The organism is Agrobacterium leguminum (assembly GCF_015704895.1).
Lineage (GTDB): Bacteria > Pseudomonadota > Alphaproteobacteria > Rhizobiales > Rhizobiaceae > Agrobacterium > Agrobacterium leguminum.
The window spans coordinates 35,655-49,288 of sequence record NZ_JADQWB010000028.1; the positions used below are offsets into that span (position 1 = coordinate 35,655).

At 60.8% G+C, this 13,634-nt stretch carries 11 protein-coding genes and 1 pseudogene; 7 read left to right on the top strand and 5 right to left on the bottom strand.

Annotated elements, in window-relative coordinates; all coding sequences use genetic code 11:
• Window positions 1-125: 125 nt before the first annotated feature.
• Together I3J13_RS24495 and I3J13_RS26080 are read right to left on the bottom strand one after the other, a co-directional pair.
• Window positions 126-2,273, bottom strand: coding sequence for an autotransporter outer membrane beta-barrel domain-containing protein (locus tag I3J13_RS24495; protein ID WP_236001142.1), 2,148 nt, complete (start codon window positions 2,271-2,273; stop codon window positions 126-128).
• Between the two features lie 21 nt (window positions 2,274-2,294).
• Window positions 2,295-2,972: pseudogene (locus tag I3J13_RS26080) on the bottom strand (phosphatase PAP2 family protein); the annotation flags it as partial.
• A gap of 250 nt (window positions 2,973-3,222) precedes the next feature.
• Here I3J13_RS26080 and I3J13_RS24500 point away from each other — a divergent pair.
• Window positions 3,223-4,683, top strand: coding sequence for a protein adenylyltransferase SelO (locus I3J13_RS24500; RefSeq protein WP_196380556.1), 1,461 nt, complete (start codon window positions 3,223-3,225; stop codon window positions 4,681-4,683).
• A 155-nt stretch (window positions 4,684-4,838) separates the two neighbouring features.
• On the opposite strand, the gene I3J13_RS24505 is transcribed toward I3J13_RS24500, so the two are convergent.
• Complete coding sequence (locus tag I3J13_RS24505) at window positions 4,839-5,939, bottom strand: saccharopine dehydrogenase family protein (RefSeq protein WP_196380548.1); 1,101 nt, start codon at window positions 5,937-5,939, stop codon at window positions 4,839-4,841.
• Window positions 5,940-6,083: 144 nt separating this feature from the next.
• Here I3J13_RS24505 and I3J13_RS24510 point away from each other — a divergent pair, with 144 nt between their 5' ends.
• Window positions 6,084-6,515, top strand: coding sequence for an Lrp/AsnC family transcriptional regulator (locus tag I3J13_RS24510; RefSeq protein WP_003522324.1), 432 nt, complete (start codon window positions 6,084-6,086; stop codon window positions 6,513-6,515).
• A gap of 197 nt (window positions 6,516-6,712) precedes the next feature.
• On the opposite strand, the gene I3J13_RS24515 is transcribed toward I3J13_RS24510, so the two are convergent.
• Complete coding sequence (locus I3J13_RS24515) at window positions 6,713-7,081, bottom strand: winged helix-turn-helix transcriptional regulator (protein ID WP_196380549.1); 369 nt, start codon at window positions 7,079-7,081, stop codon at window positions 6,713-6,715.
• Between the two features lie 142 nt (window positions 7,082-7,223).
• Here I3J13_RS24515 and I3J13_RS24520 point away from each other — a divergent pair, with 142 nt between their 5' ends.
• Window positions 7,224-8,063, top strand: coding sequence for an SDR family oxidoreductase (locus I3J13_RS24520; RefSeq protein ID WP_196380550.1), 840 nt, complete (start codon window positions 7,224-7,226; stop codon window positions 8,061-8,063).
• A gap of 23 nt (window positions 8,064-8,086) precedes the next feature.
• Here the strand turns inward: I3J13_RS24520 and I3J13_RS24525 are convergent, their stop codons facing one another.
• Window positions 8,087-9,727, bottom strand: coding sequence for an alpha/beta hydrolase (locus I3J13_RS24525; protein ID WP_196380557.1), 1,641 nt, complete (start codon window positions 9,725-9,727; stop codon window positions 8,087-8,089).
• A gap of 342 nt (window positions 9,728-10,069) precedes the next feature.
• On the opposite strand from I3J13_RS24525, the gene I3J13_RS24530 reads away from it, so the two are divergent.
• From I3J13_RS24530 to I3J13_RS24545, 4 genes are all read left to right on the top strand, one after another.
• A complete protein-coding gene (locus I3J13_RS24530; RefSeq protein ID WP_196380551.1) occupies window positions 10,070-10,597 on the top strand; it encodes a hypothetical protein in 528 nt (175 codons plus the stop codon).
• On the top strand, window positions 10,594-11,853 hold the full coding sequence (locus I3J13_RS24535; protein WP_196380552.1) for a DNA-packaging protein: 1,260 nt from the start codon (window positions 10,594-10,596) through the stop codon (window positions 11,851-11,853). The genes I3J13_RS24530 and I3J13_RS24535 overlap by 4 nt, the downstream gene beginning before the upstream one ends.
• A gap of 569 nt (window positions 11,854-12,422) precedes the next feature.
• Window positions 12,423-13,061 carry a hypothetical protein gene (locus I3J13_RS24540; RefSeq protein ID WP_080852456.1) on the top strand — a complete coding sequence of 213 codons (639 nt, stop codon included), beginning with the start codon at window positions 12,423-12,425 and terminating at the stop codon, window positions 13,059-13,061.
• Between the two features lie 58 nt (window positions 13,062-13,119).
• The gene (locus tag I3J13_RS24545; protein ID WP_003522330.1) at window positions 13,120-13,428 is read left to right on the top strand and encodes a Dabb family protein; all 309 of its coding nucleotides are present in this window, start codon (window positions 13,120-13,122) and stop codon (window positions 13,426-13,428) included.
• Window positions 13,429-13,634 lie beyond the last annotated feature (206 nt).

Below are 13,634 nucleotides of genomic sequence, written 5' to 3' on the forward strand. Positions count from 1 at the left end.
GGCTCCCGGTTCGAACGGCAGCCGGCCCGGATGGTCAAAGCTGCGGCCTCTCGCCGGATTTTTATCACCGTAGTGAAAACCGGCGCGTCGGCTACGCCCCGGTTTTCCTGTTTTTGCCATTGCCGTCAGAACTTGACGTCCCAGCGCAGGTTCACGCCGTTGTCGGTCGAGCCTTTGGAGAATGTCCCGCGATATCCCATGGTTATCGTGTTCTGCTCGGCAATGTCGAAGGTAAATTTCGCATCGAGGACCGCTGCGTTTCTCGATACTTCGGCACCGCTGATCGGGAAAGCGGTTCCGCCACCTGCGAAGGATTGCTGGCTTGCGCTGTGAATTTCGCCGAATGCATGCGTGAAACCGAGGTTGCCGGAGAAGAAGGCGTTGATGTCGCTTGTTGGCAACTTCACCGCGCCGCGCAGGCCGAGGGTGGCGAATGTGACGTTATCCGCGCCGCCGCGCACATGAAGCGCGGCCGGCCCGCCGGTTTCGCGAGCATCGCCGAGATCGGTGCCGACATGCGCCAGTCCGGCATAGGGAGACAATTCGATATCGGCATCGACCGCTATGTCGGTGCTTGCTTCGCCGAATATCTGGTATTGCCAGCCATTCATGCCGCCTCGGATTCTGCCGGCAAGCCCCGGAACCCAGATCTCGCGCGAAGCATCACTGTCGAGATAGGCATAACTTGCGCCGCCGCGAAAATTGAATGCCCCGACCGCCGCGCCGGCATAGCCGCCGAGATGGTAGGCATCGACCTCGATACGCGATTTCTGTCTGTCGGACAGGCGGCTTTGTCCATGACCGGCAAAAAGGCCGACGGTCAAGCCGTTGTCGAGAACGCCATCCAGACCCGCCAGGACGCCCCAGCCGTTGTCGTTGACTGCTTTCGCGCCATTTCCGCTATGGATGCGGGCATCATATCCCCATGATGTCATCCAGCCGCCCGGCCCGCTCGCGCTCGCGCCATCAAGCAGCATGCGTTCGTTTATCGCGTTGCGCAGATGGCCGCTGTTCATGGCAAGTGCGGATTGTGCGGCGTCGTAAATCTCACCGGATAAATTATCGAGAGCCCCTGCCGCCCTTGCCGAGTCCATCATGACGACCGACCGGTACACCTCGCTGGCCGATCCCGCGACTTCGAGGGCCTTGCCGACGCTGCACTGGTTCTTCGACGATCCGGGCAGGCAAATCGACACGCCGTTTCGCACCAGATCGAGATAGACGCTCGTGGTGTCGTAGCTCAGATAGGGGTTCAGGAACGCGAAATTGCTCGTCACCGCGTCGAACCCGTTCGACGCGCCGCCTCTGACCAGTCCTCCGTTCGCCTTCAGGATCTCGTAGCGCGTGCCTGGACCGTAATTGCCGTTTTCCGCCTGAACATTGACCGTACCGCCAGTAACGGCGGCCTGCCCGGAGACGAGAATCTTGTCGCTCTCGCCCTGCGCATTGACCTCGACCTCATAGGTCGATCCCGGACGAAACTCTATCGACGCGGTGGAAACCGTGCCGATGGAATTGCCGGGCGCGACGACGCCGCCATCGCCGACGATCATCTTGCTGACTTTGCCCCTGCCGGAAACCTGCCCGCCCTTTTTCACGTCGATATCGGAGAGCAATTCGCCGTTGATCACCAAGTCACCATTGCTGATGGTGGAGCTGCCGGAAAAATCGTTCTTTCCATTCAGGACGAGCTTGCCGCCCAGCAATTCTATGCCGCCGAAACTGTTGTTGCCGGCAAGAACGAGCGTTCCGTCTCCGGCTTTGGTCAGGCGTCCTGCACCCGCTATGTCGTTCTTCCAGATATCCCATTCGCCGAAACCGGCAATGTCGTCCGCCTTGCCTGCCGTCTGCTCCACGGTCACGTCGGTATAAAGATAGGTCGGTCCGTTATAGGCGGCGGGCAGGTTGATCAGGCCCCAGGTCGAATGATCGTTCGCCGGGTCGACGTTCCTTCCGGCGAGGGAATCGGCGGGATAGGCGGTGCTGGCGATGATCGCACGGCGGTCTTCCACGGACAGATAGGGAAAACGCAGGCGCAGCAATTGCCCGGACTGCAAGTTGAATTTTTCAGGTGCGGGCAATGTGTTGTCCGCCGATCGCCGCTGACCGTAATATCCAACCGAAAAACCCGTGCTTGCGTGCTCGTTGTAAACCGGCGTTTCCTGCGCTTCCAGGCATTGGCGCATTGTATTGCCGCAGATGTCGCCGATCTGCTGTCGCAAGGCGATGCTGTTGGCAGCGATCGTTTCGGCGATCTCGTCGTCAGCCAGCATATTTGACATCGTGAAATAGGCTGCAGTGCGTGAAGCGATGGTGTCCGTTGGAAAATGTGCGGCCAAAATGACGCGGCTCTCGCCATATTGCAGGGCGCGGGAAAAAAGGTCCTGTCCGCGCTCCGGAAATATAAGGCTAAATATCTGTGCCTGTTCAAATCCTGTCCATGTATGACCGCTCGGATAGGAGGAGCCGCCGAGGGATTCGTAACCGTCGATATAATTGCCCCCAGGCATCGCCTGTTGCGGGCGAGCGCGCTGGTAAAAATCCTTCAGGATGAAATCCAGCGACCGGTACCTTTCCTCATCCCAATCGTATATGAGGCTGGCCGCCTCCACGTAGCCGCGCGCGTTACGATAGTAGGGATTCGTAAGAAGATTGACTGAACCTGCATGGCTGCCGAGTGCGTTTGGTGCGAAGCTTCGGTAGACAGCCGAGCTGGAATCTTGCCTGTCCAGAAGCGCCAGATCCCGGCGCGGCCCGGTGGTGGCCTTAAGCCGATTGACCTCGATGCGGTCGGCCTCGGCCTCCCACGAACCCGGCGCGGGATAGCCTCGAACGACGTTCTCGGAAAGTACGGCGTACCAATCTTCCCGAAATTGTTCTATACGCGAAAGGGCTGTGTCTTGCGCATAAACGGAAGTCGATACAGACAAAAATAGAGCGGACAATGAAGTAATGCATATTTTTTGTGACATATATATTTAGCCTATATTGCTTATATTATTGATAATTAATAATAATTATACTTAAGTATTTCTTTGAAGCCGGTGTGTATATTTTGTTTATGACGGTATGTTGATAGTCTTGGCGGCAGGATGAAAAAGATCAACTTCGCCCCGAAATAAGCGCCTTGCGTGTGATTTTAATTGTGCGGAAGGAGCGCCTGATCCTGCAAAATGGGCTCCGATACCCTACATCTCCCTCTAACGATGGAGTTTACCCGTGATGAAATTCGACAATTCCTATGCCCGCCTGCCGGAACGGTTCAGCGCTGCCGTGCTGCCGACGCCGGTGAAGGCGCCGCGGCTCATCGCCTTCAATCGTGGGCTGGCCGATGAACTCCTTCTCGATGTGGCAGGCCTTGACGATGAAAGGCTGGCGGCGATCTTTTCCGGCAATGTTGTACCGCAGGGGGCCGAGCCGCTGGCCATGGCCTATGCCGGCCACCAGTTCGGCGGTTTCGTGCCGCAGCTCGGCGATGGCCGCGCCATTCTGCTGGGTGAAGTGATCGACAGGAACGGCAAGCGCCGCGATATCCAGCTCAAGGGCTCCGGCCCGACGCCGTTTTCGCGCCGGGGCGACGGGCGCGCGGCCCTTGGCCCGGTGTTGCGCGAATATATCGTGTCGGAGGCGATGTTTGCACTCGGCATTCCCGCCACGCGGGCGCTGGCGGCCGTCCTCTCCGGCGAGAGGGTGCAGCGCGAAGTCGGCCTGCCGGGCGGTGTTTTCACCCGCGTTGCGGCTAGCCATATCCGTGTCGGCACCTTCCAGTTCTTCGCGGCGCGCGAGGATGACGAGGCGATCAGGAAGCTTGCCGACTATGTGATCGATCGTCATTATCCCGAGGCGAAAGAGGCAGACAATCCTTATCTCGCCTTGCTGCAAGGCATAGCGCAACGGCAATGCGACCTTATCGCCCGCTGGATGATGGTGGGCTTCATCCATGGCGTGATGAATACCGATAATATGGCGGTTTCCGGCGAAACCATCGATTTCGGCCCCTGCGCTTTCCTTGACGAATATCATCCCAACAAGGTCTTTTCCTCCATCGATGCACAGGGCCGTTATGCCTTCAACAACCAGCCGGGCATCGCGCAATGGAACATAGCAAGGCTGGCGGAATGCCTGTTGCCGCTGCTCGATCCGCAGGTGGAAAAAGCCGCCGAACTCGCCAATGCCGTTCTCGCCGATTTCGCCGCCGCCTTTCCCAAACGCTGGCTTGCCGGCATGCGCGAAAAGCTTGGCCTGACGCTGGAGGAAGAGGGCGACATCGATCTGGTGCAGGCGCTGCTGGCGCGGATGCAGGCATCGGAGGCGGATTATACGCTGACCTTCCGGCGTCTTTCCCATGCGGCCAATGGCGATGCCGAACCGTTTCGCGGCATGTTCATCGATATTGCCGGGGCGGACGAATTTCTGGCGCGCTGGCGGGAAAGAGCCGGTCGCGAGGAGATTTCCGATTCCGAACGATCAGCCGCGATGCTCTCCGCCAATCCGGCCATCATCCCGCGCAACCACCGCATCGAGGAACTGATCGAAGCAGCGGTGGAAGAGGGGGATTTCGAGCCCTTCCATGCCATGCTGAGAGCAATCGCCACGCCTTTCGAGGAGCGGCCGGACAATTTCGTCTATATGCAGCCGCCGATGAGCCATGAGCGGGTGTTCAGGACGTTTTGCGGGACGTAACGGGTTCATCAATCCTCGCCGTCATGCCGGACTTGATCCGGCATCCAGCCGCCGCGCGTCTGCGCGGCGAGAGAAGTCTTTCCAGCCCAAGGACTTGGGCTGGCTGGATACCGGCTCGAGGCCGGTATGACGAAGAAATGGGAGGAGATGTTTTTTCAACCAACCCGCGCCAGCGGCTCATGCGCGCCGTAATAGTGGCCGAACCGGTTTTCGAGGAATTTCGGCAGCGCCACTTCTTCCTGTCGCACAAAGCCCTTCTGCGGCAGGGCGCCTTCGGCGAGCAGATCGAGAACCGTGCAGATGCCGGCGGCTGTGGTGATCTGGATGGCGCTCATCATCCGGCCGGAAACCGGGCCGGCATAGACCTTGTTGGCATAGGTTTCCTGCAGGAAACGGCCGTTGCGGGTGCCGCAGACAGTGACGAAGACGATGACCACATCCTGCATGGTGCCGGGCAGGGCGTTTTCGAACAGGTCCTTCAGCACATCGCGGCGATTGCGCAGGTTGAGGTCGTTCAGAAGCGCCTTCATGATCGCCACATGGCCGGGATAACGGATGGTGCGGTAATTCATCGTCCGCACCTTGCCTTCCAGCGTGGCGCAGAGCGTGCCGAGGCCGCCCGAGGTGTTGAAGGCCTCGTAGGTAACGCCGTCGAGCGAAAATTCCTCACGTTCCTCCAGTGCCGGAACGGCGGTAAGGCGGCCTTCGACGATCGCTTCGCAGGGCTCGATATATTCGTTGATCAGCCCGTCCGTGCTCCAGGTGAGGTTGTAGTTGAGCGCATTGGACGGATATTGCGGCAGCGCGCCGACGCGCATGCGCACGCTGTCCAGCTTGTCGAATTTGGCGGCCAGATCGGCGGCGACGATGGAGATGAAGCCGGGCGCAAGGCCGCATTGCGGAATGAGCGCCGTCTCGGCCGTTTCCGCCAAAGCCTTGACCTTGCGGGTGGATTCGACGTCCTCGGTGAGATCGAGATAATGCGTGCCGACGGTAACGGCCGCCTCTGCAATGCCCGCCGTCAGGTGGAAGGGGGCGGCGGAGAGCACGGCGAATTTGCCTTTCAGCAGTGCTTCCAGAGCGGGACGGTCGGTAATGTCGACGATCTCGGTATCGACCCGTTCATGCGCCGGCACATTGGCCAGCTGATCGGCCGAACGGTCGGCGACGGTGATGCGATAATCGCCTGATGCGGCCAGCATCCAGGCGATGGCCGAGCCGATATTGCCCGCGCCGATGACGACAATGTTTTTCATGTTTTTGTTCCCCGCAGTGAATGCAAATGTGTCAGCGCAGATGCGCTTCAATAACAGAATGCCAGTTTTTATTGACGATTCGCAGCTTCACTATGTGCGAATAGCGGGTTAATATTAGGCAATAAGACGACAGGATTGGTCACTATGACGATTGCCGACAAGGACCGGGCGCTGCTCGCCCTGCTTTCCGAAAATGCCCGCATGCCGGTGGCGGAACTGGCGCGCAAACTCGGCCTTTCGCGCACCACGGTACAGGCCCGTATCGAGCGGCTGGAGGCGGACGGGGTGATCGCGGGTTATGGCCTCAGGCTTTCGGAAAGTTATCTTTCCGGGCTGGTGCGCGCCCATGTGCTGATTACCATCGGGCCGAAGGCGCTGCCCGGTGTCACGGCGGCCCTTGCCGCCATCAAGGAGGTGACGACGCTGCATTCGGTGAGCGGCACCTTCGACCTCATCGCCATTCTGGCCGCGCCTTCGATCCTCGATCTCGACCGGTTGATCGACCGCATCGGCGCGCTTGACGGCGTGGAGCGCACGCTGTCGTCGATCATTCTGTCGACGCGGATTTCGCGGTAGGGATTTTGGGGAGTGCGGCAGGCGCAGCGCTGACTGTTATCCAGACGCTCTCTCCCTCATCCCTGTGCTTGTCACAGGGATCCAGCCGACGCGCGTCTGCGCGGCGAGAAAAGTCCTTTCAGCCCAAGGACTTGGGCTGGCTGGATTCCTGTGACAAGCACAGGAATGAGGGGCGCGTGGGTATGCCGCGCCTCGATCTAAACCACCACCCGCTCATCATAAGCCCTCTGCGCCGCCATCACCGCGTCGATATTCTCCTCCGCCCAATGGGCAAGCGCCGCCACCGTGTCGGTCAGCGTCCGCCCCAGCGGCGTCAGCGAATATTCGACCGTCACCGGCACGGTCGGGAACACCTGCCTCGAAATCAGCCCGTCGCGCTCGAGCTTCTTCAGCGTCTGCGACAGGACTTTCTGCGAAATGCCCTTGATCTCCCGCCGCAGCAGGTTGAAGCGCACCGCTTCCACCCGCAGCCGGTCGAGGATCAGCAGCGCCCATTTGTCGGCAATCCTGTCCAGCACCATGCGGGTGGGGCAGCGGTCTTCATAGACGTCATAGATACGTTCCATGGATTTGTTCCGTCGTTTCACGGCCATGCCGGTTTCCGAAAGGAAACCAGCTAACCGAAAAGTGCTCTCTTTTCATGATTTCGCAAACGCAGTACCTGTGTTTTCGAAACATGGTTTCCATTAGATACTACGGAGATTTGAGATGACAGGCAAGATACTCGTAATCGGTTCCACCGGCACCATCGGCACGCCGCTGGTGAAAGCGCTCCTTTCGAAGGGCGAAAGCGTGAAGGCCGCCTCGCGCAGCGGCAAGGCCACGGGTGGCGCGGAAGGCGTGCGTTTCGATTATACCGACGCATCGACCTATGCGGATGCCTTCGATGGTGTTGACCGTCTGTTCCTCATCCTGGCGGGTGGGCGTCTGGATGCCATCGACGCGCTGACACCTGTGGTCGAGGAAGCGGCGCGCCGCAAGGTGAAGATCGTGTTCCTGAGCGTCCTCGGTGTCGATGCCGATGATTCCATTCCCTATCGCCAGATCGAGCTGAAGATCATCGCTTCGGGCACGCCCTACGTCATCCTGCGACCCAACTGGTTTGCCGATAATTTCCACAGCTACTGGAAGGCGGGCATCGACCACGGCCAGATCGCCGTGCCGGCCGGCGAGGGCAAGTCGAGCTTTATCGACGTGCGCGATATCGCCGACAGCGCTGCCGCAGCCCTGACCTCTGACGCCTTTAATGGCAAGGCTTTCAACCTGACGGGTCCGAAAGCCCTAGGTTACGGCGAAGCGGCCGCGCTGATATCGCAGGCGATCGGCAAGCCGGTTTCTTACGCCGCCGTTTCGGATGAGGTCTTCATCGGCATCCTCACCGGCGCCGGCGTGCCGCAGGACTATGCCTCGTTCCTCGCCTCGATCTTTTATCCCGTGCGCGAAGGCTGGACGGCGGTGGTGACCGGCGATGTCGAGACGCTGACCGGCCATGCGCCGCGTTCACTGGAGACCTATATCGCCGACAATCTGGACCGGCTGAAGGGCTGAGGCTCAAAGTAAGCCCGCCGCGTTTATGCCGGATCGGTGGAGCCGCGGCGGGCCTTGAAGAACATCTTCAGCCGCTGGATATCCTCGGGGTTCCAGCCGCTTGGCGCGGTTACTTCCGTCCATGCATCGATATAATGTTCCGGCGCATAGACATGGCCATAACCGATGGGCGCGGTGGTAGCTGCGGCGACATCGAGACCGAGCTGCAGCAGCGTCACCACCGGGAACCAGCGGAAGGATGTCGAAACGTCAGGCCCGTGATGCGCCATCCATTGCGGCCGCCGGTAAAGCGAGGCGGCCTCGAAGAAGGTGATCGGGTCGCTGGCATATTGCAGATAGACGATCCGCATCGGGCCCCATTTCGCATCGGGCATATGCGCGGTCGTATACTGGTTGGCGAAGCGGATGACGGAGGAATCGCGGAAGCGCGGCAGCCATTCCGGCGTGCCCTTCACCCGGCCATTGGTGGCCATGCGCCATGTCGGGCTGGAAAAGGGCGGTCCGCTCCACAGCGCGCCCTGGAACGGGTCGGAGAGCACATCGTAGAGATCCGAGGATTTCTGCGAGTTGAGCGAACCGAGGCTGAGACCATGCAGGTAAAGCTTCGGCCGCGTTTCCTTCGGCAGCGTGGTCCAGTAGCCATAGACGGCCTCGAACAGGGCGCGCGCGGTCTCGACACCGTAATCCGGCTCCGTCAGCAGCGCGATCCAGCTTGAGAGATAGGAATATTGCACGGCGACGCTGGCGATATCGCCGTCATGCAGATATTCGACCGTATCGAGCGCTTCCGGGTCGATCCAGCCGGTCCCGGTGGGAATGACCACCAGAAGCACCTTGCGCTCAAAACCGCCGACCCGTTTCAGTTCCTCCAGCGCTAAGGCCGCTCTTTCTTCCGGCGTCGACGCCGAGTTGAGGCCCGCATAGACCCTGAGCGGCTCCTTTGCCGGGCGATGGGTGAAGGCGGATATCTCCGCGCCATCAGGGCCTTCGGCAACGAATTCACGCCCGCGTCGGCCGAGCGATTCCCATGTCATCAGCGAGGCGCTGCTGCCGGTCTTGAGCGCATCTGACGGACGCGGCACGTCGGGTTCGATCAGCGCATCCACCTGCTTCAGCGAGGAATCGGCAAATCTAAGGCCGATATCGAAGATCAGCCCATTGAGCAGCATCCATGAGAGGATGATTGCCACCGCGATACCCAGCACATTGGCAAGGCGGCGCGGCAGGAAATGACGGCTGCGCGCGGCAAAGAACCGGCGGATAAGCTGGAACAGCCGGCCCGCGCCAATGAGGATGGCGGCGACCAGCACCGCAAGGCCGCCGGTCTTGGTGGGATGCGCGCTGGGCAGCGGATCGAGCTCCATCAAAACGCGTATGGAGTTCTGCCAGTCCTTCGCCTGCCATAAGAACGCGATGGCGGTGATGGCGGCGGCGAGCGCGATGAGAAAACGAATGCCGCGCGCATTGTGGCGCGAGGGTTCGGGCAGCTCCAGATAGGCCCAGATGGCGTGCAAAGCCACACCGATCAGATAACCGATGGCGAAGGAAAAGCCGCACAGCACCCCCTGCATCAGCCATGTACGCGGCAGGAGCGAGGGCGTGAGCGAAGCGCAGAACAGAATAGTGCCGAAGACGATGCCGGTTGCCGAAAGACCTGCAAACAACCGCTCAACCCATTGTTTCACCAACTTGACTCGCCCCTTGTACTCAGCGCCTGGTGCTGAGTGTAATATGTGACGGACGAGGGTGCAAATCCTGCGGGAAGGATAAAAATCATGAAAATAGGAAAATAATCCTTTACAGCGTGACGGTGGTTTGATAGTGTTTGGCTACGGTCGGAGATTTGCGGCTGAACGGCAATGGGTTCTCCTTTGGATTGCCCGTTGCGCTTTCTTCACCACCTCATTCCTGTGACAAGCACAGGAATGAGGGTGAGTGAGGTGCATGCAGATGTGCCTTGTTCCCACGCTCCTCTTTATTTGATCTTTCTCTCGCAGGCCAATCCCATGACAATCTCCAGCAATTGCGATCCGGCGCTCTACGGCGTCTGGCCGGAAACGCCCGCCTATGCGGCTGAGGACATGCCGGAAGCCGCGCCGGAGACGAAGTCTCGGGCCGACAGGCTGGCCGCCGAAGATGCGGCGCGCAACGGCAGCCTGCGGCAATTGCTGAACGAGCTGACGGAGGAGATGCGCGAGCAGTTCTGCCTGTACCGCAATCTCCGCCAGGCGAGCGAAGCGGCCTTTCTGGCGACGGCGGAGGATGCTTCGGGCAAGCTGGCGCGCGCCGATGTGAAGGCTGCGACGGACCAGCTTTCGCTGATCGTCCGCACCCTGGAGCGGATCGACGCCCTGCAACGGGTGCTGGCGGAAGAGAGGGAAGCTCTTTTCAGCGAAGACGAAACTGAGGCCGGGGACTACGAAGCGGCGGTGGCGCATTTCCTCAACCGCATCGACGAACTGGCTGAACAGAAATGCCGCGCGAAGATGGAGGTCGATCCGGCCCACAGCCCCTCCGCAGAAGCCGACACATGACGGATATGCCGACCGGACCCCATTTGCCGGCGCAGGTCTTCAACCTCCTGCGTGACTGGCGTTTCATCGGCAACCTGCCGCAGCAACCGCCGGAGGGCGACTGGCGGACATGGCTTCTGATCGGCGGGCGCGGTTCCGGCAAGACGCGGGCCGGGGCGGAATGGGTGCATCGTGTCGCCTCCGCCGGCAAGCAGTCGGATTTGCGCATCGCGCTCGTGGCCGAAACGCTGGGCGACGCCCGCGAGGTGATGATCGACGGCATTTCCGGCATATGCCGCATCGCCCGCCGCCATCGCCCCGCCTTCGAGGTATCGCGCCGGCGGCTCCTCTGGCCGAATGGCGCGATGGCCCAGGTGTTTTCTTCGGAAGACCCGGAAAGCCTGCGTGGCCCGCAATTCCACATGGCCTGGGCAGATGAGCTGGGCAAATGGAAATATCCGCAGGAAACCTGGGACATGCTGCAATTCGGCCTGCGTCTGGGTGAAACGCCCCGGCAACTGGTGACCACCACGCCACGGCCCATTCCTCTGCTGAAGGCGCTTCTTGCCGATCCCTCGACGCGGGTGGCGCGGATGCCGACGGCCATGAATGCGCGCAATCTCTCGCCCGGTTTTCTCAAAGCCATGCAGGACCGTTACGGCGGCACGCGGCTGGGGCGTCAGGAAATCGGCGGTGAATTGATCGACGAGCGCGAGGGCGCGCTGTGGAAACGCGCCGATCTGGAAGCGATCATCGAAGCGGCGCATGAGCCGCTCACGCGGATCGTGGTGGCGGTGGACCCGCCCGCCGGCGTTGGTGAACATTCCTGCTGCGGCATTGTCGTGGCGGGGCTCGGAATGTCCGGGCGGCTTAACGTGCTGGCGGATTGTTCGGTGGAGGGCGAAACGCCGGCCGGCTGGGCCCGCGCCGTGGTCGCCGCCTTTCGCCGCCACGAGGCCGACCGGGTGGTGGCGGAGGTCAATCAGGGCGGCGAGATGGTGCGCGCCATGCTGCAGAGCATCGACGCCAACCTGCCGCTGACCCTAGTGCGGGCGAGCCGCGGCAAATTTACCCGCGCCGAACCGGTTGCGGCACTCTATGAACAGGGCAGGGTGCGCCACGCCGCGCGGTTTGAAAAGCTGGAAGACCAGATGACGGATTTCGGCCCTGACGGCCTATCCTCCGGGCGCTCGCCGGACCGGCTGGATGCGCTCGTCTGGGCGATAACGGCGCTGACGACGATGGTGGTGAGTGAACCGAAGGTACGGGGCATGTGAGGACGGCGATTATTGGCTGCCACGAAGGAGAGGCAATTACCGGTCGAGCGGATGCCCCTGGTTTCTTCTCCCCGAGCGGGGAGAAGGTGGCGCGCAGCGCCGGATGAGGGGGCCACGGTCAAGATGTGTTGAGAGAGTAGAGATATGCGGAGAACTTGCCCCCTCATCTGACCCTTCGGGCCATCTTCTCCCCGCCGGGGAGAAGAAATTCGCGGTGCCGTAGTCACCCGAATTCGGGCGTCTGGCGGATATTATTTCTTCGGGGATTGCGCCGGTTTCGGCTGAGAGCCGGTTTCACGCATCTGGCGCCACTCGTTTTCGAGACGGTCATAAACGGTCTGGGGGATTGTCGCTGTCATGGTGGCATTCCTCCTTGAATGGTTAACGCTGCGGGATTGCGCGGTGAATGGAGTTAGCGCGCTAAGGTTCCGGAATTCAAGGAATTTTTTACCCCAAAACCCCGGGGCGCGGATTAAAATCGATTAAGGTTTTTTCAAATCGATTTAGTTCCGGCGGCCTGCATGTGGAAAAACCGGGCGTCGTATCGCCCAACATTTTCAGGAGCCATCATGGCCTATGACGAGGCGCGATTCTTCGCGTCGGCGCGGATTTCCATTTTTGGCGGTCGCCTGCGCGCGGCCCAGCTTGCCGGCACGAAAACGATGCTGGCAGGATTTGAAAAGTCGATGCCGGGCGGCGATCCGCGCTGGCTCGCCTATATGCTGGCGACGGCCTTTCACGAGACGGCGGCGACCATGCAGCCGGTGCGCGAGACATTGGCGGCAAGCGATGCCGAGGCGATGGCAAGGCTCGACCGCGCCTTTGCGGCGGGCAGGCTGCCCATGGTGCGCAAGCCCTATTGGCGGCCGGACACGGAGGGTAAGAGCTGGCTGGGGCGCGGCTTCGTGCAGCTGACGCATCGGCGCAATTACGAGGCCATGTCGGCGCTGACCGGCGTCGATCTTCTGGAACGGCCCGAGCGCGCCATGGAGGCGGAGGTGGCCACCGCGATCCTGATCCACGGCATGGCGGGCGGCGGTTTTACCGGCCGCAGGCTCTCCGATTTCTTCAGCGACAGGCGCGAGGATTGGGATGGCGCCCGCGCCATCATCAATGGCAGCGACCGGGCGCGGCTGGTGGGCGGTTACGGGCGCGCATTTCATCATGCGCTTGTCGCGGCGCGGATTGAACCCGGGCGGGCCAGATGATAACCCGTTACCCGGTGCCGAAAAGGCTGCCTCCGAATTCTGCATGACAGGTGACACCGTGATCCGCCATATCGTCTTTTTCACCGTTCCCGAGGAAAACCGCGACGCCGTGCGCAGGGGGCTTTCCGGCCTCACCGCAATACCGCATTCGCTGAAGCTGGAAATCGGCGAGAACGTGAAGAAGGACCAATGGGGAAATTCGGTCGATTTCATCGTCTACGGTGAGTTCGAAAACGAGGCGGCGCTCGCCGCTTACAAGGCCGATCCCGCTTATGATCTTTCGACCCGCACGGTAAAGCCGCTGCGCGAAACCCGCGTCGCCGCCGATTTCGACAGCGATACGGCGGTGAAAGCGCCGATCCGGTAGACGTCAGGTTTCACCGAGGTCGGCGCGAGATATTGCCGCTGTGCGGACAGGGTGCCTCACGCGCGACGTCATCCTTGGGCTTGTTGTAAAGACCGGAGACATCCCTGACATGTGTTCGGAGACATCCCTGACAGTCAGAGTTTATCTTCGAGATTGATCTTTGCGATTTGAGTTGCCCCGAAGAAAACGCCGAAGAGACCTGAGCT